Source organism: Sporosarcina sp. PTS2304 (genome assembly GCF_003351785.1).
GTDB lineage: Bacteria > Bacillota > Bacilli > Bacillales_A > Planococcaceae > Sporosarcina.
In genome coordinates this window covers 995,263-1,021,718 of sequence record NZ_CP031230.1, presented here as the reverse complement: position 1 = coordinate 1,021,718, position 26,456 = coordinate 995,263, and the positions used below count along the sequence as shown (strand labels likewise).

General features: G+C 45.8%; 22 protein-coding genes and 1 riboswitch. Of the genes, 6 read left to right on the top strand and 16 right to left on the bottom strand.

Annotated features, from left to right (window positions below):
* Positions 1-3: 3 nt before the first annotated feature.
* Both DV702_RS04745 and DV702_RS04740 read left to right on the top strand, forming a co-directional pair.
* Positions 4-258, top strand: coding sequence for a hypothetical protein (locus DV702_RS04745; protein ID WP_114923715.1), 255 nt, complete (start codon positions 4-6; stop codon positions 256-258).
* A gap of 397 nt (positions 259-655) precedes the next feature.
* A complete protein-coding gene (locus DV702_RS04740) occupies positions 656-835 on the top strand; it encodes a hypothetical protein (RefSeq protein WP_114923714.1) in 180 nt (59 codons plus the stop codon).
* 147 nt (positions 836-982) lie between these two features.
* On the opposite strand, the gene DV702_RS04735 is transcribed toward DV702_RS04740, so the two are convergent.
* The 3 genes from DV702_RS04735 to DV702_RS04725 all read right to left on the bottom strand — a co-directional run bounded on the left by DV702_RS04735 (position 983) and on the right by DV702_RS04725 (position 5,659).
* The gene (locus DV702_RS04735; RefSeq protein WP_114923713.1) at positions 983-2,248 is read right to left on the bottom strand and encodes a YbfB/YjiJ family MFS transporter; all 1,266 of its coding nucleotides are present in this window, start codon (positions 2,246-2,248) and stop codon (positions 983-985) included.
* A gap of 1,727 nt (positions 2,249-3,975) precedes the next feature.
* Positions 3,976-4,728, bottom strand: a complete 753-nt coding sequence (locus tag DV702_RS04730; protein ID WP_114923712.1) for an SDR family NAD(P)-dependent oxidoreductase — start codon at positions 4,726-4,728, stop codon at positions 3,976-3,978.
* Positions 4,715-5,659 (bottom strand): MBL fold metallo-hydrolase, encoded by a 945-nt coding sequence (locus tag DV702_RS04725; RefSeq protein WP_114923711.1) that lies wholly within the window; start codon positions 5,657-5,659, stop codon positions 4,715-4,717. Before DV702_RS04725 ends, DV702_RS04730 begins: the two co-directional genes overlap by 14 nt.
* Positions 5,660-5,839: 180 nt before the next feature.
* Here DV702_RS04725 and DV702_RS04720 point away from each other — a divergent pair, with 180 nt between their 5' ends.
* From DV702_RS04720 to proC, 3 genes are all read left to right on the top strand, one after another.
* The gene (locus DV702_RS04720; RefSeq protein ID WP_114925838.1) at positions 5,840-6,973 is read left to right on the top strand and encodes an SPFH domain-containing protein; all 1,134 of its coding nucleotides are present in this window, start codon (positions 5,840-5,842) and stop codon (positions 6,971-6,973) included.
* Between the two features lie 10 nt (positions 6,974-6,983).
* The gene (locus DV702_RS04715) at positions 6,984-8,093 is read left to right on the top strand and encodes a TFIIB-type zinc ribbon-containing protein (protein ID WP_114923710.1); all 1,110 of its coding nucleotides are present in this window, start codon (positions 6,984-6,986) and stop codon (positions 8,091-8,093) included.
* A 327-nt stretch (positions 8,094-8,420) separates the two neighbouring features.
* Positions 8,421-9,230: a pyrroline-5-carboxylate reductase gene (proC, locus tag DV702_RS04710; protein WP_114923709.1), complete on the top strand. Its 810-nt coding sequence runs from the start codon at positions 8,421-8,423 to the stop codon at positions 9,228-9,230.
* A 71-nt stretch (positions 9,231-9,301) separates the two neighbouring features.
* Here the strand turns inward: proC and rnz are convergent, their stop codons facing one another.
* The 6 genes from rnz to mce form a co-directional block, all read right to left on the bottom strand.
* Complete coding sequence (rnz, locus tag DV702_RS04705) at positions 9,302-10,246, bottom strand: ribonuclease Z (protein ID WP_114923708.1); 945 nt, start codon at positions 10,244-10,246, stop codon at positions 9,302-9,304.
* Between the two features lie 17 nt (positions 10,247-10,263).
* The gene (locus DV702_RS04700; RefSeq protein WP_114923707.1) at positions 10,264-11,442 is read right to left on the bottom strand and encodes a DNA polymerase IV; all 1,179 of its coding nucleotides are present in this window, start codon (positions 11,440-11,442) and stop codon (positions 10,264-10,266) included.
* 112 nt (positions 11,443-11,554) lie between these two features.
* A complete protein-coding gene (locus DV702_RS04695; protein ID WP_114923706.1) occupies positions 11,555-12,019 on the bottom strand; it encodes a chemotaxis protein CheW in 465 nt (154 codons plus the stop codon).
* Positions 12,020-12,050: 31 nt separating this feature from the next.
* Entirely contained in the window at positions 12,051-13,175 is a 1,125-nt protein-coding gene (locus tag DV702_RS04690) for a M20/M25/M40 family metallo-hydrolase (RefSeq protein WP_114923705.1), read from the bottom strand.
* 18 nt (positions 13,176-13,193) lie between these two features.
* Positions 13,194-14,741, bottom strand: a complete 1,548-nt coding sequence (locus DV702_RS04685; protein WP_114923704.1) for an acyl-CoA carboxylase subunit beta — start codon at positions 14,739-14,741, stop codon at positions 13,194-13,196.
* Entirely contained in the window at positions 14,742-15,152 is a 411-nt protein-coding gene (gene mce / locus DV702_RS04680; RefSeq protein ID WP_114923703.1) for a methylmalonyl-CoA epimerase, read from the bottom strand.
* 124 nt (positions 15,153-15,276) lie between these two features.
* Between mce and prli42 the strand changes: the two genes are divergently transcribed.
* Positions 15,277-15,372, top strand: coding sequence for a stressosome-associated protein Prli42 (gene prli42 / locus DV702_RS16770; protein ID WP_162805713.1), 96 nt, complete (start codon positions 15,277-15,279; stop codon positions 15,370-15,372).
* A 537-nt stretch (positions 15,373-15,909) separates the two neighbouring features.
* Here prli42 and DV702_RS04675 read toward each other — a convergent pair.
* The 7 genes from DV702_RS04675 to DV702_RS04640 all read right to left on the bottom strand — a co-directional run bounded on the left by DV702_RS04675 (position 15,910) and on the right by DV702_RS04640 (position 26,430).
* Positions 15,910-16,350 carry a BrxA/BrxB family bacilliredoxin gene (locus tag DV702_RS04675; RefSeq protein WP_114923702.1) on the bottom strand — a complete coding sequence of 147 codons (441 nt, stop codon included), beginning with the start codon at positions 16,348-16,350 and terminating at the stop codon, positions 15,910-15,912.
* 117 nt (positions 16,351-16,467) lie between these two features.
* Positions 16,468-17,517 carry a methylmalonyl Co-A mutase-associated GTPase MeaB gene (gene meaB / locus DV702_RS04670; RefSeq protein WP_114925837.1) on the bottom strand — a complete coding sequence of 350 codons (1,050 nt, stop codon included), beginning with the start codon at positions 17,515-17,517 and terminating at the stop codon, positions 16,468-16,470.
* 32 nt (positions 17,518-17,549) lie between these two features.
* Positions 17,550-19,706, bottom strand: coding sequence for a methylmalonyl-CoA mutase (scpA, locus tag DV702_RS04665; protein WP_114923701.1), 2,157 nt, complete (start codon positions 19,704-19,706; stop codon positions 17,550-17,552).
* Positions 19,699-21,372: a methylmalonyl-CoA mutase family protein gene (locus DV702_RS04660; RefSeq protein WP_162805712.1), complete on the bottom strand. Its 1,674-nt coding sequence runs from the start codon at positions 21,370-21,372 to the stop codon at positions 19,699-19,701. Before DV702_RS04660 ends, scpA begins: the two co-directional genes overlap by 8 nt.
* Before the next feature lie 227 nt (positions 21,373-21,599).
* The gene (gene msrA / locus DV702_RS04655) at positions 21,600-22,076 is read right to left on the bottom strand and encodes a peptide-methionine (S)-S-oxide reductase MsrA (RefSeq protein WP_240315720.1); all 477 of its coding nucleotides are present in this window, start codon (positions 22,074-22,076) and stop codon (positions 21,600-21,602) included.
* A gap of 86 nt (positions 22,077-22,162) precedes the next feature.
* Positions 22,163-23,425, bottom strand: a complete 1,263-nt coding sequence (locus tag DV702_RS04650; protein WP_114923698.1) for an MFS transporter — start codon at positions 23,423-23,425, stop codon at positions 22,163-22,165.
* A 132-nt stretch (positions 23,426-23,557) separates the two neighbouring features.
* A riboswitch (SAM riboswitch) is annotated at positions 23,558-23,648 on the bottom strand.
* A 1,450-nt stretch (positions 23,649-25,098) separates the two neighbouring features.
* Positions 25,099-26,430 carry a dihydrolipoamide acetyltransferase family protein gene (locus tag DV702_RS04640; protein WP_114923696.1) on the bottom strand — a complete coding sequence of 444 codons (1,332 nt, stop codon included), beginning with the start codon at positions 26,428-26,430 and terminating at the stop codon, positions 25,099-25,101.
* Positions 26,431-26,456: the final 26 nt, after the last annotated feature.

The following is a 26,456-nucleotide window of genomic DNA, read 5'->3' as shown; positions in this document are numbered from 1 at the left end:
ATCATGAATCTAAAAAACAATAACTTTGTAAAAGTAGGAGCAGCGGCTCTATTATCTATTGGTGTATTAAGTGCATGTGGAGATGAAGATCCAGTTATTGAAGATAATGACGATGTGAATGTGGATCAGCCGGCAGATACGACACCGGATGAGAATATTGAAGTGGAACCGGAAGTAGAACCGGACGCAGAGCCCGATGCGGATGTAGATATGGATACGGATATTGATCCGGAGATGGATGTGGAAAAGAGCGATTAATACGTAAACACAATAATACTACCTCTCCAAAAGTAGCTACATTAGGCTACTTTTGGAGTTTTTTGTTGTTTTCAGTACATTCATTTATTTACAAGCGAGTGATGCTAACTTAGAGTGTCTTCTAGCTTGCACTTCCAAACGATACACTATTTTTTTCACCGCACAGGAAGAATCACTCACCCTACTCTACTTTCTTTTTAACATAAAACACATTCAGATAATTTGAAATTTTAAAAACTTTTGTGGTACACTAGATTAGAAAGGTAGTGTACTTGTCAGGCTACCTTTTGTCTCTTACTTTCTAGAATTTGCTAGGCACGTCTATGGAAAGTGATGAATAGGCTAAGTTGAAGGTAGTCTTTCATGATTTTCACTATAGGGGAGGAGGGGAATATCCATGACTGAACAAAACCGAAAAGAAATCGTCAAACGAAATGAAATGCGGACGAAGGAAATTTCCAAAATGATTAGCGAAGGCGGTCTTGGCTCGGAGAAATATTACGACATTAAAAAAGAAGCACCAGCAAGTGATTTCATACCAACTTCTGAATCGACTTCATTAGACGACAAAGTGTAATGTAGTGAACGATAAATGATGGGAATGTCCGCAAAGTCTCATACATGAAACAGGCAGAGAAAACAATTTGTTTTCTCTGCCTGTTTTCGTTTGTCGTTGCTTATAGTCATGAGGACAGCTGCCACGCTCCCCTTCTTCTCTATATACTTACGATTTCTCCGGTGATCCTTCTTTCATACAAAAATTAGCTAACACCGGCTTAGCTTCTAACTCCGTCACGTCCAAATCGACCGCGTGTTCCGTAATGCGGATCGACAAGATAAATGCGATTCCAAGCAACAAACTGCACATCATGAGCGCGAGCGGAATTTGATTGAAATGATCGATAATCCAGCCGCCCATTCCTGGTCCGAGCAATTGGCCGGCCGCGAAGAAAAATGTCACGTAGCCGAGCGCAACAGGTGCATAGGTCGGGTGAACTTGCTCTGTGGACAATGCCTGACAAAGAGACAACATGCCGACGATCGTAGCTCCCCAAAGAAACTGGCTACTCAACAAACCGATATATACCGGGAACAGTACAGGAATGATCAACGCAGTAGCACCGATCGCTAATGTAAACAGCAATGCCGACTTACGGCCGATCCGATCGGAGACACCGCCCCATAAAGGACCGCTGATGATCGCCATCACACCACTCACCGCCATAATTTGTCCTGCCTGATATTTCGTTAATCCTACTTCCAAAATATAGCTGAACAAGAAGCTTTGAGGAACTAAATATGCAAATCCTACTAAGCCATAGATGAATGCCACGCGCAATACTCGTTTATTGAAATAGACACGCTTGTAGAACGAACGTTTTTGCTGTTCTTTTTTCAATAAAGGAATGGGCGGATCACGTAAAATGATCATCGCTATAATAATAGACACGATGGAAAGTACACCGTAGAAAAACCATAAATAGCGCCAGCCGAGATCTCCAAACCATGTCGTAAAAAACGGAATCAACGTGCTCGAAATCAATGTCCCAAGCCCCATCCCACTTACTAAAAAGCCAATGAGCATTCCGCGCTTTCGTGGGAACCAGCCGACGAGAATTGTAATAAGTGGCGTGTATGTGAAAGCGGTTCCAATTCCGAGGATAAGCATGGACGTAATCGTTAGTGTATAACTTGTGACAACTGACAGCATGAATAATCCGGTAGCGACGAGTCCTGTTCCAAAGACGACGAGCTTTTTCGCCCCTACTTTTGAAGCGAGCAATCCGACGAAGATGACCATCACTAAGTAGCCGATGGACACGGTCGTTGCCAGCATCCCCGCTTGTTTGTAAGACATAGCTAAATTTTCCTTCATAAATGGCATAAGTATTCCGTAAGACATCCGTCCAAATCCGAGTGTACTCACGGTTACCGCCACACTTGCAAAAGCGTACTTCCAAATGTTTTGATCGTGTTCTCTAGCCAACATCTAAACCCCACCCTTCTTTTCGTAGTAATGAAATCACTTAGAAAATTACTCGTCAGGGTGTCGGGTGCTAGTTGAATGAGCAATCAGTCAGTCGCTTGTTCGTCGTGATTCATTGTTTGTCTATTTTGTGAACTTCTGTATATATACTATATCATTTATTACATACTATTCAAACTTCTTTTTTTGGATGTATGAAGTTTACATAATATGATTATTTTTTAGGAAGGGTTTGGTTAGATGAGTGACTTCCCTCATGTGGTGCAGAAAAATAGTGTACGTGTGAGGATTCTCCCTACAGAACCGGACGCTTTCCTGAGGGGGCGCGGCGGACTCACCAGAAGTTCTTTGGCGATTACGCCTGTCGCCCTGATCCTCCAGGAGTCGCCGGTTCTTCCGGGAGAATCCTTGAGTTTGTGTCGGGAAGTCAGTCTGTGTTCGTCCAAAAATTAGAGTAGGGTAAGTGACTTATTCAGTGCAGTGCAGAAAATGAGTGTATGTGTGAGGATTCTCCCTGCAGAACCGGACGCTTTCCTGAGGGGGCGCGGCGGACTCGCCAAAAGTTCTTTGGCGATTACGCCTGTCGTCCTGATCCTCCAGGAGTCGCCGGTTCTTCCGGGAGAATCCTTGAGTTTGTGTCGGGATGTCAGTTGGTGTTTGTCCAGAAGTTAGAGTGGGATAAATGATTCTTCTTTCTTGGTGCAGAAAATGAGTGTATGTGTGAGGATTCTCCCTGCAGAACCGGACGCTTTCCTGAGGGGACGCGGCGGACTCGCCAGAAGTGCGTTGGCGATTACGCCTGTCGTCCTGATCCTCCAGGAGTCGCCGGTTCTTCCGGGAGAATCCTTGAGTTTGTGTCGGGAAGTCAGTCTGTGTTCGTCCAAAAATTAGAGTAGGGTAAGTGACTTATTCAGTGCAGTGCAGAAAATGAGTGTATGTGTGAGGATTCTCCCTGCAGAACCGGACGCTTTCCTGAGGGGACGCGGCGGACTCGCCAGAAGTGCTTTGGCGATTTCGCCTGTCGTCCTGATCCTCCAGGAGTCGCCGGTTCTTCCGGGAGAATCCTTGAGTTTGTGTCGGGAAGTCAGTCTGTGTTCGTCCAAAAATTAGAGTAGGGTAAGTGACTTATTCAGTGCAGTGCAGAAAATGAGTGTATGTGTGAGGATTCTCCCTGCAGAACCGGACGCTTTCCTGAGGGGACGCGGCGGACTCGCCAGAAGTGCTTTGGCGATTTCGCCTGTCGTCCTGATCCTCCAGGAGTCGCCGGTTCTTCCGGGAGAATCCTTGAGTTTGTGTTCGTAAGTCAGTTTGTGTTCGTCCAGAAATAGAGTATGGTAAGCTCTACTTCCTGAACAGTGTAGATAAAGCTTTGGATTGCCTGATTGAATACATATAGAGTCATTGCTTTTTCCACTCAGTCCATCGAAATAGTCATAGTAGCTGATGTTGGTCTTTCACCACATACAAAGAGTGATCAACCTGTCTTGCACACGCTAAGTTTCGGCTGAAGCTGGAAGACGATCGACTCCGGGAGGTTCAGGAAAAGCCGTAGCGAAGGACGGCTTTTGCGAGTGAAGCGTAGCGAGAAGGAGCACATCTTTGCACTGACAGGTGTAACCCGCAGTGCTTGACGGTCCACCGCGTCCCCTCCGGAAAGCGTATCGTCTGGAAGCGCAAGCCGCAAGACACGCTAAGTTACCCTCACTCCATTCAATCACCCTACTCATAGTTTATTTTTTATAAAAAAATGGCTTGCCGACTGTTTCTACTATTGACGGTGCCAATGCATACAATTTACTCGTCCAGCCCATGATGCGTGGGAGGTTTACTTCTCTTTGTGGGTGTTCGATTGTCGTGACGATGGCATTTACGACGGTTTCTACAGATAATAACTGAGAACCGAGTGCTTGCTTGTAGCTCCCTGTCTGATCTGCCAATTCGATGAACGGTGTGTCGATCGGTCCAGGGTGGATGACGGACACCGCGAGTTGATGCGGGGCGACTTCCATTCGAAGTGCATTCGTATAGCCGATCAATGCGTGTTTTGTCGCCGCGTAGACAGATGTTTTCGGTGTGGCGACTTTCCCTGCTTGTGAGCCGATATACAGCAAATGACCCCGTCCACGCTCAGTCATTGCAGGAAGCAGGCGTTTTGTTAGTTGCATCGGTACGAGAACGTTCATTTGAAACATTTCTTCCATTTCATCATCTGTAGCGTCTATGGCCAAACTAAAACGACCGACTCCTGCGGAAAATACGACGATGTCAGGTAATCCAATACGAGATACGAGCCAGTCCAGTTGTTTCGTATCTCGTAAATCTGCACAAAATCCTTCGATTCCAAGCGTTTGAAGTTGCTGAAGGGCCCCAGCATTGCGTCCAGTAGCGAGCACTCGGAAACCAGCACGATGTAACCGTTTCGCCAGCTCAAATCCAACACCACTCGTCGCTCCGGTAATGAGCACTGTTTTAGCGGACGGCATAGTAGTGTACTCCATTGTCGTCCAATGTTTCTTCAATCATTTCCCGGGAAACCAAATAGTCCAGTTGGCCAAGTGTTTCAGATAACGTCAAACCGAGTTCTTTCTCATAAACTGCAGGAAATAGACGTTGCGTCAGTTCATAGACTGTCTGTGATTTTTCTTTAATCATTTCATATACTTTCATCGCTCGATCTCGTTGTTTCGCTAAGCGCCCTGTAATTAATTCGTGGGCGTTGTAGATTTCACCGCCATGCCCTCCGTAAACTGTCTGAATCGGTAAATCGAGCAATCTAGTAAGAGAAGCATTGTATTGAAGCAATGACCGTGGACGACCTTGCTCCTCATAAAGCGGGGGCTCGACTAACGGATTGGAAGATACTTTCTCCAACAATAAATCACCGCCGATTAACACCCCTTCCCGTTCATTCCATAACGATAAGTGACTTTGTGCGTGCCCGAGTGACTCTTGTACGATCCACCCTGGATGTCCTGGCAGTGCGTCGCCTTCATTCAATAGACGATCAACGGGTCGGTTGCCCATTAACTCGACCGAACGGCGGAACCGCTTCACCCATTTCATATATTCGTCAGGAACCCCTTCTTCGTGCATCGATTGTTCATAAAAACGGTCATGTCGATCTAGAAACGCTGCATCGCGTGACAACCAATAGTCCAAATATGGATGCCCTTGAATTTCAGCACGATCAAACGTCTCTACCCAGCCGCAATGATCGGGATGATGATGCGTGACGAACACTTGCTCAATATCGTTAAACGTATACCCTAGTTTGCGTAATTCCTGTTGTAACACGTCTCGCGCTTCAGGTGTTTTCGTTCCTGCATCGACTAATGTCAACGCATCCCCTTTTAGTAAAAAGCTATTAACATCTCCTACCCCGAACGGAGTCGGTGTGGCAATCTTATGTATCATGTACAGTCCTCCTTGGAAGTGAATGGCTATTCATTCTATTGTACTCTTTTTTTTCCGATGCGTCACGTAACGGCTCTGAAATTATCTATGCAAAATGAAACCAAAATCGAAAGTCTTTCGTATGGTATACTACAAGAAAACACAGATTATGCAAAAAACTGTCGAGCAGGAGGGATTGTAATGGGAATTTTCGGGTTCTTTAAAAATCAATTTATCGAGGTCATTGAATGGCAAGATCAGCAGTCAAATACATTGGTCTATCAGTTTCCAGTACACAATAATGAAATCAAAATGGGAGCAGAATTAACTGTCCGTGAATCTCAAGTGGCCATTATGGTGAATGAAGGAGAAATTGCGGATGTTTTCGGTCCAGGGCGACATGTTCTCTATACTCAAAACATGCCGATCTTGACGAAGTTAAAGTCATGGAAATATGGATTTGACTCCCCATTTAAAGCAGAAGTGTATTTTATTAATACGAAGCAGTTCATCAATCAAAAATGGGGGACGTCAAATCCTATTATGATGCGTGATCACGACTTCGGAATGATTCGTCTGCGCGGCTACGGAATTTATTCATACCGCGTGAAAGAGCCGGTCGTTTTCTTGCGTGAGTTGTTTGGGACGAATAGTTCGTATGATACGAGTGCGATTGAAGGGCATTTAAAGAAAATGATCATTTCGGGATTGTCTGATTTATTTGCGGAATCTCAAATCCCCGCGCTTGATCTGGCGATGCATTATGACGAATTAAGTGAAGCGAGTAAACAGAAAATGATTCCTCGTTTTGCGGAGTTTGGTTTTGAGATCACTTCGCTATACATCGAAAACTTGTCACTTCCTAAAGAAGTCGAAGAAGCGATGGATAAAAAGACAACGATGGGTGTGCTCGGCAATATGCAGCAATACCAGCAATACCAAGCAGCTGAGGCAATTCGTGATGCGGCGAAAAACGAAGGCGGCTTAGCAGGAGCTGGCGTCGGGATGGGTGCGGGAATGTCGATGGGGCAAGTGATGTCTCAAGCGATGAATCCGAACAACCAACCGGCAACGACTACTGCGACGAAAGTATGTCCGCATTGCCAGGCAACGATTGGTGCGGATTCGAAATTTTGTCCGGAGTGTGGAAAATCTACTGTAGTGGAACAAGCGTCTTGTATAAATTGTCAGGCGCATATTCCAAAAGATGCGAAGTTCTGTAATGTTTGCGGGACGGCACAAGTGTCCGAGAAAAAATGTCCTGCGTGCTCACATGCCAATCTGCCAAACGCTAAGTTTTGTGCAGAATGCGGTGAGACATTGAGCGCGAAGTGAGGGATGCCGGTTGACTTCATTTGACGAGCAGCAACAACCAACGATGGAACAAACGGAAAATATTAAATGTACGTCTTGTGGCGGAAACACGGAATACCACCCGGAAACCCGCGGATTAAAATGTCCGTTTTGTGGAAATGAACAAGCAATTGAAGCGACGTACGATCAGACGGTAGAGCTGGATTTCACAGCGGCAGGCGACAGTCGAAATCACTTATGGCAAGAAGACACGCGTGTATTTCAGTGTCAAAACTGTGGTGCGGAATCTGTCCTTCAAGCGAACGTCGTAGCCGATTTTTGTTCGTTCTGCGGTTCCTCGCATATTTCTATCACGGAAAAAGATGCAGGGATCCAACCAGGCTTGCTCATTCCGTTCCAAATCTCACAAGACCAAGCACTCGATAAGTTCAAGGAATGGATTAAAGGGCATTTCTTCGCCCCTACCGAATTAAAGAAAACGTATCGGCTGCATAAAATTTCCGGTGCGTACTTGCCTTATTGGACGTATGATAGCCAAACTTACTCCCATTACGTCGTGCGCGTCGGCAATTATTATTACGAAACCGTCACACATACCGTTTATGAGGACGGCAAAGCGAGACAAGTGACCGAGCAAGTGCAAAAAATCCGCTGGCATCAGGAAAGCGGAAATTATGAGCAGTTTTTCGATGATGTGTTGATCAAGGCGTCTTCCACTATCGAACCGAAACTATTACAAAAAGTACAGCCTTTCCAGTTATCGAGCTTAACTGATTATAAATTAGAATATATGTCCGGTTTTTTAGCTGAGCGCTACCAAACGTCTCTTCAACAAGGGTTCACTGAAGCGCAAGGTATGATGAAAAGCGGTATTACGTCTGGCATTGAACGCAAAGTAGCAGGCGATATCGTACAAGTCGTCAATTTATCTACTGAGTTTACAGATATTACGTATAAACATATTTTATTGCCCATTTGGATTTCTTCCTTTCATTTCAATGAAAAAGTGTATCAATTTATCGTCAATGGACAAACGGGGAAAGTATCAGGCAATTATCCGATCAGCGTCATGAAAGTAGTCTTTTTGACGATTAGTGTACTGATCTTGTTATTTATCGTCTATCTATTTATCGATAGCTAATCATGGATTGACATTTCTGTACGTACATGACATAATCATGAAAATAGCTGAACGAGCGTCGAGGAAGACGAGTAGATGTGGTGACGGATATAAGAGAGCATGGTCAAGGCTGCGAGCCATGCATCCCACTCCCTGTCGAACCTCCTTCCGAGCTGTTGTGGAAACACAACCGTACCTTCTGCGATAAAGAAGGCATGAAGTTGTGCTGGTACTCCAGCAAATTTAGGTGGCACCGCGGAAACCGAGCGTTTTCGTCCTGATAGTTAGGGACGAAAACGCTTTTTTTACGTATATTTGACAGAATAATCACTATAGGGGATGTTGGAAATGGAGAAAATTTTATTCGTTGGCGCTGGTTCTATGGCCGAAGCAATCATTGCAGGAATTGTAGAGAAGCAAGTGTTACCGGGGAAACAAGTGTATGTGATGAATCGTTCAGATGCGAATCGTTTATGTGAGCTGGAAGATCGTTACGGAATTACGAAAGTGTGCGAGGATCGTTCATTCATTTCGGAAATCGATTTAATCGTTTTGGCGACAAAACCAAAAGACGTCCAGCAAGTGATGAAAGACATTCGCCCGTACATTACCGACCATACGGCTTTTCTATCGGTCATCGCGGGTATTTCGATCGAGACATTTGAGAGTGGTCTAGGTGCTCGCCCAATCGCTCGTTCGATGCCGAACACGTCCGCGACGATCGGTTTGTCTGCAAGCGGTATTGCGTTCAATGAAGAAGTGACGAGCGAAATGAGACAGTCGATTCTTAGTCTTTTGAGCGCGATTGGTATTGTAAAAGTTGTAGAAGAAGACGATTTGCATGCAGTCACTGCCTTGTCCGGCAGCGGTCCAGCGTATGTGTATTATTTGGTTGAGGCGCTGGAAGAAGCTGCCGTCGCATGCGGCTTAGATGCTACTGACGCACGCGAGCTCATCGTCCAAACGTTAGAAGGTGCTGCGGCGATGTTGAAAACGACAGGTGAAGAACCGATTACGCTGCGCACGAACGTGACAAGCCCGGGTGGTACGACCGCAGCAGGCTTGCGCGCGTTGGAGTCGCACCAATTCAAATCGGTCATCGCTGACTGCATAAACAGCGCAGAAGCTAGATCCCGCGAACTCGGCGCGATGTCGTAAGTAGTTTGCGGGGTCAGCCGAAGCCATGAGCAAACTAGTTGCACTCTCCTGCTAGCTGGCTCATGGCGGCTCTACTGCTTCACACAACTCAACTCCCCATGCTTCCAACGAAACCGCATAAAATCTTCCGCAACCGACAACCGCGGAAACACCGCAGCACCCTCCGCACGAAAACTAGCCATCTCACTCGCCATAAAACGCGAACTAATATGATTTACGATCAGCTCCTTCACACAAGCTTCCTTCGCAACCATCGCTGCATCCACCACCGTCGAATGTCCGAACTCCTTCGCACCCGCCGCATACTCATTCGTAAACGTCGCCTCATGAATCAACACATCCGCATCTCGCGCCAGCTCCACCGACGCCTTACAATAAGACGTGTCCCCAATGACCGCCAACACAAAGCCTGGCTTGCGCTCAGTCGTCACATCTTTACTATATACGACACGTCCATCAGCTAACACCACATCCTGACCGGCCTTTAACTTTTGCAGCAAAGGACCTTTTGGCACGCCGGATTCAAGCGCCTTGTCAATCAATAACGTCCCAGGTAATTCTTTCTGCTCAATACGGAAACCGAAACTTTTTACTACATGTTGCACTTCCTTCGCATAAACGTTAAACTCTTCCGTCTCCACTATCAAACCGTCTGTCACTTCATGGACATTTAACTTATACGGCAAATACGTCCCCGTTACTTGATACGTATGGTGCAGCCATTCTTTCAACCCAGCAGGACCGTAAAGATCAACCGGATCGTCCCCCCCTAAAAATGCGCGTGAACTTAAAAAACCCGGTAAGCCGAAAATATGATCTCCATGCAAATGAGTAATGAAAATTTTAGTAATTTTCTTCGGTTTAATAGTGCTGTACAGCAGCTGATGCTGGGTAGCTTCTCCACAATCAAACAACCAGTTTTCTCTATTTTCATCTGTTAAATCGAGGATGAGTGCTGAAGTATTTCGTTGTTTAGACGGCATGCCAGCGCCTGTTCCTAAAAATTCTATATCCATTGACGTTCTCCTTTCGTTTACTCCGACCAGCCTTTTTTAATCGCACCGTCACCAAAACGTTTCGTCAGAGAAGAGACGAGTTGGTCTACTTGATGTTCTTTTTCCAGCTGTTCAAAATTATCGAATGTTAGTTGTTCAACCATTTCATGCCGCTCGAGCACGTTCGAAACGGTCACGCCGAGCAATCGAATCGGTTCGTCATTCCAATGGCGTGTAAACAACTCGAGCGCAATCGCAGTAATATCTTCTGCCAAATACACGGGATCACCGGTGCGGCTGCGAGTCGTCTGTTGCCAGTCTGCGTACCGTATTTGAATACTGACCGTCACACCCGCTAACGATTTAGCTGCTAAACGCGCCGCCACTTTATTCGCCAATCGTTCGAATATCGGAATACATTCATCCAAATCTAGAAGATCGATCGGTAACGTAGTGGAGCTGCCGATGCTTTTCCGCTCTTCTGCACTTTCGGGATCGACAGGACGTGAATCGATTCCATTCGCCCGTTGTTGCAGACGCAGACCATTTTTTCCAAGCAGTCTTTCTACAATCATTTTCTCAGCGACAGCTAATTCTCCAATGGTGCGAATGCCGGCACTATGCAATTTTTCTTCTGTACGTTTGCCAATTCCATGCATCTCTAGAACGGGTAGCGGCCATAAGATATCGGCCACTTGACGCTTCCGTAAAATAGTCACACCCATCGGTTTTTTCATATCAGAAGCGGTTTTCGCTAAAAATTTATTCGGTGCGATGCCGATCGAACAAGGCAAATCCAATTCCTGTACAATACGTTGCTGGATTTCTTCCGCCAGCTCATATGCGCGTGTCAGTCCGCCGATTTCCGTCGTATCAATATACGCTTCATCGATCGAAACAGGCTCGACACATTCTGTATAACTGCGTAAAATTTCAAAAACGGAATCGGACATTTGGCGATACAATTCGTGACGCGGTGGAACAATCGTTAACTGTGGGCAAAGTCGTCTCGCTTCCCCAACTGTCATCGTCGTATACACCCCGAACGCCCTCGCTTCATATGAGCAGGTAACTAAAATTCCTCGTCGCTCTTTCGGATTGCCTGCTACAGCGAGTGGAATTCCTTTTAGTTTCGGATTAGCCGCTTGTTCGACAGAAGCAAAAAAACTATTCATATCAAGATGCATAATGACTCGTGGATTCGGTTGATCCGTCATAGCGACACCTTTCTTTCTTGACTAGTGTACATCGATTGTACTACAAGCAACAGGAAAAAGCGGCAAACTAGCTAGCGTTTGCCACTTTTTCCACACGATATAATTCATTTGGTTACGATGTTTGACTTTGTTCTCGGACGTAGGCAGAAATTTCATCCATGCCTGCCAACGAAGTCGCTAACAGTTCCGGGTCAATGACTGTAATCACACGATCTTCCAAATTGGCTACTGTCGTGAAATAAGGTGTCTTGGAATAAGCTTTCAATGCGGTAGACGTCAGTCGCTCTTCTGGTAATTCCAAGATTTCTTTCGCATCCAACACCAATAAGCCAATTTCAATCTGACTCGTCGTCAAAACCACAATATGCGATTCTTCGTTACGTGCTGCAGGCCGATGGTACAAAATTTGACTGAAGTCCAAAATCGGTACCAACTCTCCCCGCGACTTCATCAGCCCTAATAAATAGGTTGGCAGATGGGGGATCGGTGTAATGTATTCAAGTTTCTCAATGGAGACGACAGATTCTACAGGTAATGCATATTCTTCATTTCCTGTTTGCACGATGACAGCTTGCATACTAGCACCTTCTTTCCACGCAGTAAAATATTTAGTTCGCTTGATTACTAGCCAAGTCAACTATTTCCAACAGCAATTCTGTTAGCTTATTCAACTCTTCGATCGGCATCCGCTCCTGTTTCGTATGAATTTCTTCATAGCCAACAGACAATGTCACAGTCGGGACACCCATGCCATTAAAGACATTTCCGTCACTTCCGCCACCGCTCGTCATCGTCTGCGGTTTGCGTCCGACGTTGCGAATCGCTTGCATCGCGACTTGCACGACTACTTCATCGTCTTGTAAATGGAAGCCAGGATACATCAATTCCGTCTTCGTTTCCGCACGTCCACCAAGTGATCGGCTTGTCGTACTGAATTTTTCTATCATTGAATCGATTTGACGCTGCATTTTGTCAGGCTGAATAGACCGGACTTCGGATAAAATGAACGCTTCTTCACAAACGATATTCGTTGCGCGTCCCCCTTCAAATCGTCCGATATTCGCAGTCGTTTCGCGATCAATGCGGCCCAGTTTCATGCCTGCAATGGATTTAGCCGCAAGCGTGATAGCCGAAATCCCTTTTTCAGGCGCAACGCCTGCATGCGCCGTTCTGCCGTAAATCGTCGTCCACAGCTTCGATTGGTAAGGGGCAGCCGTGACAATGCCGCCAACCTTTCCATCGCTGTCAATCGCAAAACCGTATTTCGCTTTCAAGTAGTTCGGATTCATCGCTTTTGCGCCGACGAGCCCACTTTCCTCTCCAGCTGTTATGATGAATTGAATCGGACCATGAGGCTTGCCGGATTCCTGAAGTACTTTCGCTAGTTCAAGAAGAGCTGCGATTCCTGCTTTGTCGTCGGCACCTAAAATCGTCGTGCCATCACTGTATACATAGCCATCCTCTTTAACGATCGGCTTTATTTGCTGGCCTGGAACGACTGTATCCATATGACAGGTGAAATAAATCGGATCAGCGTCCAACGTACCCGCCAAATTAGCGATTAAATTCCCGGCGCCGTGTCCCGTTGTTTCAGCTGTGTCATCTTCAGTCACTTCAAAACCGAGTGCTTCTAATTTCTTCGTGAGCACATCCGCAATTTGACGTTCGTTTTTCGTTTCAGAATCAATTTTCACTAACTCCAAAAACTCTTCTAACAGACGTGTTTCATTCAATGGTAAAGACTCCCTTTTTTATAGAGGTATGTTGCCGTGCTTCTTCTTCGGACGATCTTCCTGTTTATTACGCATCATTTCAAGTGCTTGCAGTAGCTTAATACGTGTTTCACGCGGGTCAATGACATCGTCAATCATGCCGTGTGAAGCCGCTACGTATGGATTCGCAAACTTCTCGCGGTATTCTTCGATTTTCGCTGCACGAGTCGCTTCAGGATCTTCACTTTTCGCGATATCGCGTGCGAAGATAATATTCGCTGCCCCTTCCGCTCCCATTACAGCTACTTCTGCGTTTGGCCAAGCATACACTACATCCGCACCAATCGACTTCGAGTTCAATGCAACATACGCGCCCCCAAATGCTTTGCGCAAGATTAACGTGATTTTTGGTACTGTTGCTTCTGAATATGCATACAAGATTTTCGCGCCGTGACGAATGATGCCGCCGTGCTCTTGTTTGATTCCCGGGAAGAAGCCCGTCACGTCTTCAAATGTAATGATCGGAATATTGAATGAGTCACATGTGCGGATGAAACGTGCGATTTTATCGGAAGAGTCGATATCGAGTCCCCCCGCCATCACTTTTGGCTGATTACAAACGAATCCAACCGTTTCACCTTTCATACGTGCATAGCCGACTACTGCATTTTTCGCAAATTCCGGCTGGATTTCAAAAAATGACCCTTCGTCTACTACATGCTCCAATACTTTACGTACATCATACGGACGAATCGTTTCGTACGGTACGACTTCCGCTAAATCTTCGCGGTAATCATCTTGCTCTTCATACGGTTGAATCGGTGTTTTTTCTGTATTATTCTGTGGCAAATAGGTCAACAAGTCACGAACTTTTTCAAGAACCACTTCTTCACTTTCTCCACGTAAATGTGCGTTTCCGCTAATCGTGTTATGAACTTTTGCGCCGCCCAGTCCTTCAGATGAAATCTTTTCACCTGTGACCGTTTCGATTACTTTAGGTCCTGTAATGAACATTTGGCTCGTTTTGTCCGTCATAATAACGAAATCTGTAATTGCTGGAGAATACACCGCGCCGCCTGCACAAGGTCCTAAAATAACAGAGATTTGCGGAATGACGCCAGAATAAATCGCATTACGATAGAAAATTTCTCCGTATCCGTCCAGTGACAATACTCCTTCTTGAATACGCGCACCGCCTGAATCGTTTAAGCCGATGAAAGGCGCACCATTTTTAGCAGCTAGATCCATTACATTGGCAATTTTCATCGCGTGCATTTCCCCAAGTGCTCCGCCGAATACAGTGAAATCTTGTGAGAATAAATAAATCGGACGGCCGTGGATTTTTCCGTAACCTGTTACGACACCGTCGCCTGGTCCTTCGAGTTTGTCCATGCCGAAATCGCGTGTACGGTGAACTACGAAAGGATTTAGTTCAACGAATGTTCCTTCGTCTAGCAATAATTCGATACGCTCGCGAGCTGTCAATTTTCCTTTTTCGTGTTGCTTCATAATCCGCTCGTCGCCGCCACCTAGCTCGATTTCGCGCTTCTTGTCATACAGTTCATTAATTTTATCGTAAATATTCATTTATTCTTCCCCCTTGGTCTTTTCACATAATTCATACAGCACGCCATATGATGATTTCGGATGTAAAAACGCAACTTCTGCTCCGCCTGCCCCCGGTTTTGGTTCATCTGACAGCAACTGTACCCCTTTTTCATGTAATTCTTGCATTCTCGTACGAATATCCGAGACGCCAAATGCGATATGGTGTACTCCTTCTCCGCGCTTTTCAATAAATTTGGCAATCGGGCTCGTGTCAGACATTGGCTCCAGCAATTCAATTTTCACGTTATGCGCATCGATAAATGCCACTTTCACGCCTTGACTTGCCACTTCTTCAATTGCCATGACTGTAAGGCCAAGTGTATGTATGTAGTAATCCAATGACTTTTCAATATTTCTAACCGCAATCCCAATGTGATCTACTTTGTTCATCTGTCATTCCCCTTTTGGCTAGTGATCTTTACTTTTTGCATGGAACAGCCATTCTAGTTGTGAAATTCCAACATTCTGTTAAAATAAAACCATACCTATTTCAACGTGTAAGGAGTTATGTTGCATGAGTAATAAAAAAATCCAAAAAACTGTCGTCTACTTAATGATTGTTGCCATGATCGCGTCTACGCTTTTCATGGGCCTCAGCGTATTCTTTTGATAGTAGTAAGGACCGTTCGCATGAATCATCATGCGAACGGTTTTTTGTTTTTGATGTGATTGTGTAACTTTAGCTTTTTGGGTCGTTTCAGACTTACTATAAAGGCAAAGTGCGCCTTTTTGGTAAGTCTTCCAACGCCTGTCGGAGCTGAACGGCCGCTTCCGCTTTTGGTGACGGCTAGCTGCATGCGCCAGGCTCTCGGGACACTTCGGTCTTACCGATAAGGTGCAAAGAGCGCACCTTTTCGGTAAGGCCTCCAGTGCCTGTCGAGCCTGAACGGCGCATTCCGCTTTTGGTGACGGCTAGCTGCATGCGCCAGGCTCTCGGGTCGTTTCAGACTTACCATAAAGGCAAAGAGCGCCTTTTTGGTAAGTCTTCCAACGCCTGTCGAGCCTGAACGGCGCATTCCGCTTTTGGTGACATCTAGCTATAGCGGCTAGCTCCTCGGGTCGTTTCAGAAAAGCAAGAAAGGCAAAGAGCGCCTTTATTACTTTTCTTCCAACGCCTGTCGGAGCTGAACAGCCGCTTCCGCTTTTGTTAGAGTTCTTCGCAGTGTTGTTCGAATTGTTCTTGTAGGTTGACGACGACTGACATGGGGTCGTGTCCTTCTATTTCGAAGCGTCCTACTTCGCCGATGAGTTTGCCGTCTTTTAGTAGGGCGAATGATGGTGAGGATGGGATGTGATCTTCACCGAAGTGCATGCGTGCTTGTGCTGTTGCTTCTTTGTCTTGGCCAGCGAATACTGTGACTAGGTGATCTGGGCGCTTGTCGTAGTGGACAGCGTGTGCTGCTGCGGGGCGTGCGATTCCTCCTGCGCATCCACAGACTGAGTTGATCATGACTAGTGTCGTGCCTGGACGTTTGAATGCTGCCTCTACGTCTTCAGGTGTTTTTAGTTGCTCGTAGCCGCTCGCTTCCATTTCGGATCTCGCTTGGCTTGTCATATCGTTCATGTAAAAATCAAAGTTCATCGTCATTTTACAGGATCTCCCTTCCTATTACGTATAATTGTGATGACCGCTTTCATTACGGACGTGTTGCCGTTTATAGTAGGCTAGGCCACCCACTTCAATCATAGCATAAACCGGGGCAAATCAAGAAGAAAACAATCGGTCAATTGCACCAGAAACTGTTACATGGCCTTCTAGTAATTCTCTTTCTAGTGCTTTCACTTCAGTTTTTCTGCCTTGTTCCGCGAAAAACGAGTCGATTAAGTGGTCTTTAATCATCGAATGGAACCAGTCTCTCGTTTGGTGCTGGCGTCTGACTTCCCAATGATTGCTGTCTTTCATCGCTCGTTCAAACTGTAAGATCGTTTCCCACACTTCTTGTAGTCCGGTTCGTTCGATTGATGAGACCGGCTTGGCGGTAGATGTCCAGTTAGGAGAAGCGGGCTGCAGCATGTGCAAAATTCTCGTATATTCTCTGACGGTCTTTTTCACGAGTGCTTTGTTGTTGCCGTCATTTTTATGCACGATGATGCCATCCGTCAATTCCATAATCCCTTTTTTCATCCCTTGCAGTTCATCCCCCGCGCCTGTTAAGACGAGCAACAAGAAATAGTCGACCATGCCGCGCACAATCGTTTCTCCTTGTCCAACACCGACCGTTTCGATTAAGATGACGTCATATCCAGCAGCTTCACAAAGCAACATCGTTTCACGCGTCTTTTTGTGAACACCGCCTAGAGTTCCCGCAGACGGGGAAGGTCGGATAAATGCATTTTCATGCCGCGCCAACTCTTCCATCCGCGTTTTATCTCCTAAAATACTTCCGCCTGTTAGCGTAGAACTCGGATCGATCGCAAGAACTGCGACTTTCAAGCCCATATCCGCTAACATCAAGCCGAACGCTTCGATAAACGTACTTTTGCCCGCACCCGGAACACCCGTAATGCCGATTCGAATACAATTGCCAGTCTTCGGCAACAGACTCGTTAAAATTTCTTGTCCGATCTTTTTATCGCTCGGCTTCGTACTTTCGAGCAATGTAATTCCTCTAGCTAGATGGAGACGTGAGCCGTTTTCAATCTCTGCGCGTAAAACATCTAAATCACCGTGCGACGAATCCTTTTTGACAAAACGTTTACGGGAGGAGGCAACGAATCCATCGTGTGTGGATTTAATCCCGCGCATCACATGCATCGCTGAATCCTTTCCCGTGTTTTGTTCGTTTGTCAATCCGCCACTTCCTCGTAACCTAACTGACGGTAGATTTCCTCAATCACTTTTTGAGCCGCTACAGGAATGACTGTACCCGGTCCAAAAATAGCCGCCGCTCCGTTTTTACGTAAGAAATCATAGTCCTGCGCAGGAATTACTCCACCTACTACTACGAGAATATCTTCTCGCCCGATTTTCTTCAGCTCTTCACGCAAAGTCGGTACTAACGTTTTATGACCTGCCGCGAGTGAACTTACACCGATCACATGCACATCATTTTCCGCAGCTTGCAACGCGGTTTCTTCAGGCGTTTGGAATAACGGTCCGATATCTACGTCAAATCCTAAATCCGCAAATGAAGAGGCGATGACTTTCGCTCCGCGGTCATGTCCATCCTGACCCATTTTCGCAATTAAAATTCGTGGACGACGCCCTTCATTTTCTAGGAATTCGTCTGTCATATCTTTCACTTCTTGAATCTCTTCTTCGTTGGAGAAGTTTGAACTGTATACACCGCTCACTGAACGGATCACCGCCTTATGTCTACCCGAAACGGATTCGATCGCATCGGAAATTTCACCGATCGTCGCACGTGCTCTCGCAGCGTCTACCGCTAAGGCTAGTAAGTTTCCTTCACCACTTTTCGCTGATTGCATAATCGCTTCAAGTGCCGCCTGAACGGTCGCCTCGTCACGTTTTGCTTTCATGTCATGAATACGGTCAATTTGCTTTTGACGAACCAACGTATTGTCAATATCCAAAATGTCGATCGCATCTTCTGTATCCAAACGGTATTTATTCACACCGACAATTGTCTCTGCACGCGAATCAATTTTCGCTTGTCGTTTCGCTGCGGCTTCTTCGATTTTCATCTTCGGCAAGCCTGTTTCAATCGCTTCAGCCATACCGCCAAGTGATTCGATTTCCGCAATTAACTCCCAAGCTTTCTCCATCAATTCTTCCGTCAATTTCTCGACGTAATACGAGCCGCCCCAAGGATCAATTACTTTCGTCATCATCGTTTCTTCCTGCAAGAATAATTGCGTATTCCGCGCAATACGAGCAGAGAAATCTGTCGGCAGCGCAATTGCTTCATCCAATGCATTCGTGTGCAATGACTGCGTATGCCCCATTGCGGCCGCATTCGCTTCCACTAATGTACGCGTGACGTTGTTGAAAGGATCTTGCTCCGTCAAACTCCAACCAGACGTTTGAGAGTGTGTACGCAATGCCAATGTCTTCGAGTTTTTCGGATCAAATGACTGCATCATCTGCGCCCAAATTTTACGAGCTGCACGCATTTTTGCGATTTCCATGTAATAGTTCATGCCGATTGCCCAGAAAAACGATAGGCGTGGCGCGAAGGAATCGATATCTATTCCTGCTTGCAAGCCGGTACGTACATACTCCAACCCATCTGCCAATGTATACGCCAGTTCAATATCAGCTGTCGCACCTGCTTCTTGCATATGGTAACCCGAGATGGAAATCGAGTTGAACTTCGGCATATTTTGGGAAGTGTACGAGAAAATATCCGCAATGATCCGCATCGACATCGCCGGCGGGAAAATGTACGTGTTTCGTACCATATATTCTTTCAAAATATCATTCTGAATCGTTCCTGACAGTTTCTCAGTCGGGACACCTTGTTCTTCAGCAGCTACGATGTAAAACGCCATGATGGGCAGAACGGCACCATTCATCGTCATCGATACTGACATTTGATCGAGAGGAATCCCATCAAATAAAATTTTCATATCTTCAATCGAATCAATCGCAACGCCCGCTTTACCGACGTCCCCTGTTACACGCGGGTGATCGGAATCATATCCACGGTGTGTCGCCAAGTCAAACGCGACGGATAATCCTTTTTGTCCCATCGCCAAGTTCCGGCGATAAAATGCATTACTTTCTTCCGCAGTAGAGAATCCGGCGTACTGACGGACTGTCCAAGGACGAGCGACATACATCGTCGGATACGGGCCGCGTGTGTTAGGTGCAATGCCCGGAAAATCTGATAAGTGCTCCGTCTGTTCAATATCTTGCGCTGTGTAGACCGGTGAAACGTCAATGCCTTCATTCGTTGTGAACGCATCTTTTCCTTGCGCATGTGGCGACAATTCGTTCAATGTTTGGTGTACATCTACTTTTTTAAAATCGGGTTTACTCAACTGGATGGCCTCCTATCGTAATGTTGGCAATGTCCTGTAATTTAGCTATTTTATCTTGTCCCGCGAACACAAAGCCGTTCAGCCCGTCAGCAAGCCATTGATCGGAAAGTTCTTTTGCATACTTTCCGGCGACATCCAACACTACATTTCCTGCATATTCTTTCAAGAAGTTCGTAACGACTTCTTCTGTCGCATTTGCAGATGCACAGATCACCGCATAGTGTGGTTGTACTTCGTTCATCCAACCGAGCGCTTGCTCAATAGTCTCGAAAGAAGGACTCCACTCTGCATCAATCCCGCCAACCGCTAAAAATCCACTGACAAAGTCCGCACGCGGTTTATACTCTTTCAGCTCACCGAAGTTCAGTAATACGGTTTTTGGCAACTCCTCTTGTGAACGAGCACGAAGATGTTCAAATGGTTCAGCTAAACGCTTGGAAACCGTAACAGATGATGCTTCTGCCAAGTTGGTGTCGATTAATTCTGCATAGACATTCGTTCCAATAAGCGTCTTTTTCCCACTCGCCAGTTCCGCCTGACGCGCCGCATGTAGCTTGCTCAATTCACCAGATTGCAAGAATGATTCATAACCGCCATCTTCTTCAATTGCGAGGAACTTATCCCACGCTTTCTTAACTAACTCAGCCGTTAAGCTCTCGATAAAGTACGACCCGCCTGCAGGATCAAGCACTTGGTCGATATGTGTTTCTTCTTTTAAGATTAGTTGAATATTACGTGCGTAACGATTGGAACTTGGTGAAGTACCCGTCAAGACATCATGAGGCAATACTGTCAGCCAGTCCGCTCCACCGAGGACAGCAGCAAATGCCGAATTCCCGCCCCGCAACAAGTTCACGTACGGATCGAGTTTGGAATACGAACGCAATGACGTAATCGCTAGCAACGGAACTTGCTTCGGATCGTCCACTCCATACGCTTCGTTAAATAATTTCCATAACACACGGAATGCGCGGAACTTTGAGATTTCCATAAAGAAATGCGTATCCGATGCAAAACGAACATAAAAATTCTCTACAAACGCTTCAAATGAAGGTGCTTTTTCCGCTAAGTCAGCAGCAATCGCAAGAGATAATGCCAATTCAGTAACCGCATCAGCACCTTCATGATGTGCTGTCCATAAATCCGCACCTTTTGTTTTTACATTCGGAATATTTTCAGGCAATACTTCCAAATCCCCAATGCAGATCCCCGTCACTTCAGAACGCTTCGTTTCTTCAATGAATGTAAAGGCTTGCAAAATCGGATCCTCTTTTTTCACTTCTGTAAACAGTATCGGATAGTGCGTAAGTAATTCCGCCAACTGACGAAGCGCTTCGTCACTCCAAGTCATCGCATGAAGTCCATTATACGCAATAGCTTGATTGCCCCGCTCCAAAGATTCCTGTACTTGAAGTAAAAATTCCTCTCCAGTCGCCGCGCTGACAGGTTGTGCAACTGTCCAACCAAATGCAGGCTTCGTCACACGTGAGACGGTTTGCCCCGCCAAATCGTCTTTCGTATATAAAGGTTTCAACTCAATTCCCTCAGTAGTTTTCGTAAACAACGATTCAAACGGCTTTCCTTTTAATGATTGAATGGCAGTTTCCTTCCACTCTTCATAATTGGGCGCCGTAAATGTGAATGATTTCATAGTATGTATAGGCATAACGGTGTTACTTCCCCCTTTTGTAACCATTAATAGTTCTAGTGTACCGTAGTGTGACAAATGAAGAAAGAGGAATAACAAAACTTGTCATATAATTTTCACATAAATCAAATAAAAGCTCATACTTTGAAAAAGACTATTGCAAATTCATTCGACTAGCTTTAAGGAGTAGCGGAAGTATTTCCTATACAAAAACCCCCTTCGATCGACTTGTCGAAGGGGGGATATTATGCCCAATGAGCGGCTATAAATTCATCACGACCAGAACGGGCACGATTGTCTTTATAATGTTCTTTTTCCTTTTCGTAATAATCCTGATGATACTCTTCCGCGCGATAAAATGTCTCTGCGGGTCGGATCGCTGTCACGATCGGCTTTGAAAATAATCCGCTCTCCCCTAACGCAGCCTTCGATCGTTCAGCAATTTTCCTTTGCTCGTCAGTAGAGTAGAATATAGCTGTCGTATACGATGAACCGCGATCGTGAAATTGTCCTTCCGCATCGGTCGGGTCAATTTGTTGCCAAAACACGTCAAGTAATCGTTCATACGAGAAAACGGCCGGATCGTACGTGATTTCCACTACTTCTACATGACCTGAATCCCCTTTTTTCACTTCTTCATACGTCGGATTGTCGACATGCCCTCCCATATAGCCTGAAACGACATCTTCAATTCCTGGCCATTCTTTAAATGGTTTGACCATACACCAGAAACACCCACCTGCGAATACCGCTTTTTCAAATTTATTCGTCGTCAATGACACCATCGCCTTTCCATTCTATTGTTGCGTTACTCCACGCGTGCTGTACTTTCTGAATATACGCGTACGGACTTACGCATGTCCTCTTCTTCCGGCACACGAATGAATTTCACAATGACCGCACTTACAACATATAGGAAACTGAAAATCCATACAACTCCTTCGGCTCCGACTAGACCGATGAAAGCTAACGCAATGGCCGGTGCAACGAATGTCGATAAACCTGCCGCAAAGTTGAGCACAGACATCGCCGCTCCTTTTTCATCACCCGCAATCGAAGGAACTAATGCACCAATCGGAACAAAACCAGCAACTAACCCGCCCCAGATGAATCCAACGATACTCGTCATCAAAATACTTCCATTCGTCAGTACTGGTGTATAAAATAATAGCGGCGTGAAAATAGCGCAGCCGATTCCACCAAACCAAATAATCGTATTTTTCCAACCGAACGTGTCACCTACAAAGCCGAATACTAAGTTAAATATAATATTCCCTATAAAAAACGTCCCCCATAATTGCAACCAAGCCGTTGTTTCTATTCCATGCTGTGCCATGTGAATAGGTAAGAAAACAGGGAACCCATACGCACTTAACGTATTGATTACACGGACGACACCGCCTGCAGCGACGCGCGGATTTGATTTTAGAATCGTTATTCCCTTTACTAGCTCTCGCATCGTTTCCCGATAATTCGATACATCTTTCTTCACAAATGTATCTTTATTCAGCACTAAAGCAAAGAATGTACCAAGACATACCCAAAAAATAGAACTCCACAGCGTATTAATATAGCCAAGATACTGGATTGCATAACTTGAATACCAAGCGCCAAGCACCATCATCCCTGCACAAAAAGCAAACCAGAACCAACCAACGGCAGAGCTTAGTTTCCGCGCTGGTGTTTTATAAATGACCCAAGTCAGAAAAGAGTAGGCAAACAAAGGATAGCCAAACCCTTTGATGAAATACGTTAACAGCATCACTTCATAATTCATCGTCGGAAAACCGAATGTGATAAAACCGGCCGTACCGATAATATACACCGCCAAACCGATCATCATCGTTCGCTTCGGTCCGAACACATCGGAGCACACACCTGAAAACCAAGAAGCTAACGCAATCGAAATCCCATAAACGGTAAATATCGCAGCGGATTGCTGAATCGTCAAGCCATTATCTACTAGAAATGGACTGAGCCAACCCGCTTCAATTCCGTCTCCCATCATAAATAGCATGACACCGAAAAAGCCCCATCCTAAATTTTTTGTAATCCCAATTCTCTCTAACATTCTCTTCTCTCCATTCTTGCTTACTTTTCTTAGATGTCGGTTACATTTTCGTTAACAAAAAAGACCCTTTCCGAAGAGGGAAAGAGTCGTTAACATAGATTCATATTCATTTAGAATACTATCGATGAACCCTTTCTATCTTTCAAGCAGTGCTTGCTGGATTTGGCACAATAATGTTGCCGAGATTTCATAGGGCCAGTCCCTCCATCTCTCTTGATAGAAATACATATGTAGTTAATAGAAAACACGAAACATTCTAAGCAATGAGTTTATATTATACAATGTCGATCGGAATGTCAATGATTTATCTGAAAATTCTAAATTAAAGTACTAAGTGCGGTGCAGAAAAGAGTGTACGTGCTAGGATTCTCCCTACAGAACCGGACGCTTTCCTGAGGGTGCGCGGCGGACTCGCCAAAAGTGCATTGGCGATTACGCCTGTCAAGTGCAAAGATGTGCTCCTTCTCGCTGCGCTTCACTCGCAAAAGCCGTCCTTCGCTACGGCTCTCGCTGATCCTCCAGGAGTCGCCGGTTCTTCCGGGAGAACCCTTGAGGTTGTGTCGGGAAGTCAGTTTGTGTTCGGTCAGAAGTTGGAGTAGGATAAGTAACTCTTCCATTGGTGGTGCAGAAAATGAGTGTACGTGCTAGGATTCTCCCTACAGTACCGGACGCTTTCCTGAGGGTGCGCGGCGGACTCGCCAAAAGTGCATTGGCGATTACGCCTGTCAAGTGCAAAGATGTGCTCCTTCTCGCTGCGCTTCACTCGCAAAAGCCGTCCTTCGCTACGGCTCTCGCTGATCCTCCAGGAGTCGCCGGTTCTTCCGGGAGAATCCTTGACTTAGTGTTCGTAAGTCAGTCCGTGTTCGTCCAGAAATAGAGTATGGTAAGTTCAGCTTTCTGAACAGAATGGGTGAAGCTTTAGATTGCCTGACTGAATATATATAGTTATTGCTTTTTCCACGCAGCCCATCGAAACAGTCATAGTAGCTAGCAACACTTCACCGCTTTTTAACTTCAAAAACGGTCAGATTGTATCAGACAATTCTACATGGTTCTCACCAACTACAAAGAGTGATCAACCTGTCTTGCACACACTAAGTTTCGGCTTGCGCTGGAAGACGATCGACTCCGGGAGGATCAGGACGACAGGCGTAACCCGCAGCGCTCTTTTGCGGGGTCCGCCGCGTCCCCTCCGGAAAGCGTATCGTCTGGAAGCGTAAGCCACAGGACTCTTCAAGTCAGCTTCACTCCATCTAATAAACGAACATGAAGTAGCAGACAAGCCCACGTAGTCTTCACTACATACAAAGAGTAATCAAACTGTCTTGCACACACTAATTACGGCTTGGAGCTTACAGACGATCGACTCCGGGAGGATAAGGGAAAGCCGTTGTGAAGGATGGCTTTTGCGAGTGAAGCGCAGCGAGAAGCAGCACATCTTTGCACTTGACAGGTGTAACTCGCAACGCTTGACGATCCGCCGCGTCCCCTCCGGAAAGCGTATCGTCTGGAAGCGTAAGCCGCATGACTCTTCAAGTCAGCCTTATTCCATCTAAAAAACGAACATGAAGTAGCAGACGAGATCCGATAGTTTTTTTAGAAGCATAAAAAAGCCGTCGCAGAAAATCAGACGAATCTGACTTTCTGGACAGCACCTTTTATACACCATTTCATCAATACAATGACGTCGTATCTTTAGACATATTCTCCAGCAATTCTTTCACACGAGCTAAGAAACGTCCGCAGACTAGCCCATCCAACACACGATGATCAAGTGATAAACACAAGTTGACAATATCACGGACAGCGACCATGCCATTATTCATTACGACCGGGCGCTTGACGATTGTTTCAACTTGTAAAATCGCTGCTTGCGGATAATTGATGATCCCCATCGACTGCACCGAACCGAACGAACCAGTATTATTGACCGTAAACGTCCCGCCTTGCATATCTTTCGCTTGCAACTTGCCGTTACGCACTTTACCCGCCAATTCGTGAATGTCACGCGCCAATGCTTTAATCGTTTTTTCATCCGTTTGCTTAATGACAGGCACATAGAGCGCTTCATCTGTCGCCACGGCAATCGATATATTCACATCTTTTTTCATGACAATCGTATCGCCTGCCCACATTGAATTAACGGCAGGAAACTCTTTCAACGCTTGCGAAACTGCTTTAATGAAAAAGGCAAAGTATGTTAAATTAAAGCCTTCTTTTTGTTTGAAGTCTTCTTTGACACTATCACGCAATGCGACAAGATCGGTGACGTCCACTTCAATCATCGTCCACGCATGAGGTGCTTCAGTTACAGAACGCACCATGTTTTTTGCGATCGCCCGGCGCACACTCGTCACCGGAATTTCAATATCTCCATTTTCCAACTGCACATGCGGCGTCACGTTTTGTTCGAAACCAGACTTCTCTGTATCAAACTCCGCAATGTCCTTCTGTGCCGGTGGCTGTTCATTCGGTGTTTTGGCAGGCTCTTCAGAAGGTTGCGCGACTGTCGGATTATCGATAAACGCCAATATATCTTTCCGCGTAATTCTTCCTTCGCGTCCCGTGCCTGCTACATTCGCCAAGTCGATGCCGTGTTCTTGCGACAATTTCAGAACCGCCGGCGAAAATCGACCTGCCGCTTTACCTTGTGTTTTTGGTTGCGATTGAGGTTGCGGTTTTGTCTCAGGTTTTGGCACTTCGCCTGCTTCTTCTGGTTCTTCTGATGACTGTTCAGACACTTGTTCGGAAACAGCTGACTGACCTTCTATTTCAATCAAACAAACCGTTTCTCCAACTTCGATTGTGTCGCCTTCTTTTGCGACGATTTCTGTAATCGTTCCCGCAAACGAAGAAGGAATTTCCGCCGTTACTTTATCTGTCGTGACTTCAGCTAATGAATCGTATTTAGCGACTACATCCCCTGGTTGGACTAGCCACTTTTCAATAGTACCTTCTGTTACACTCTCGCCCAATTTCGGCATAGTGATTTTTTCGACGCCCATTTGTATGCCTCCTTAGAATCAATTGC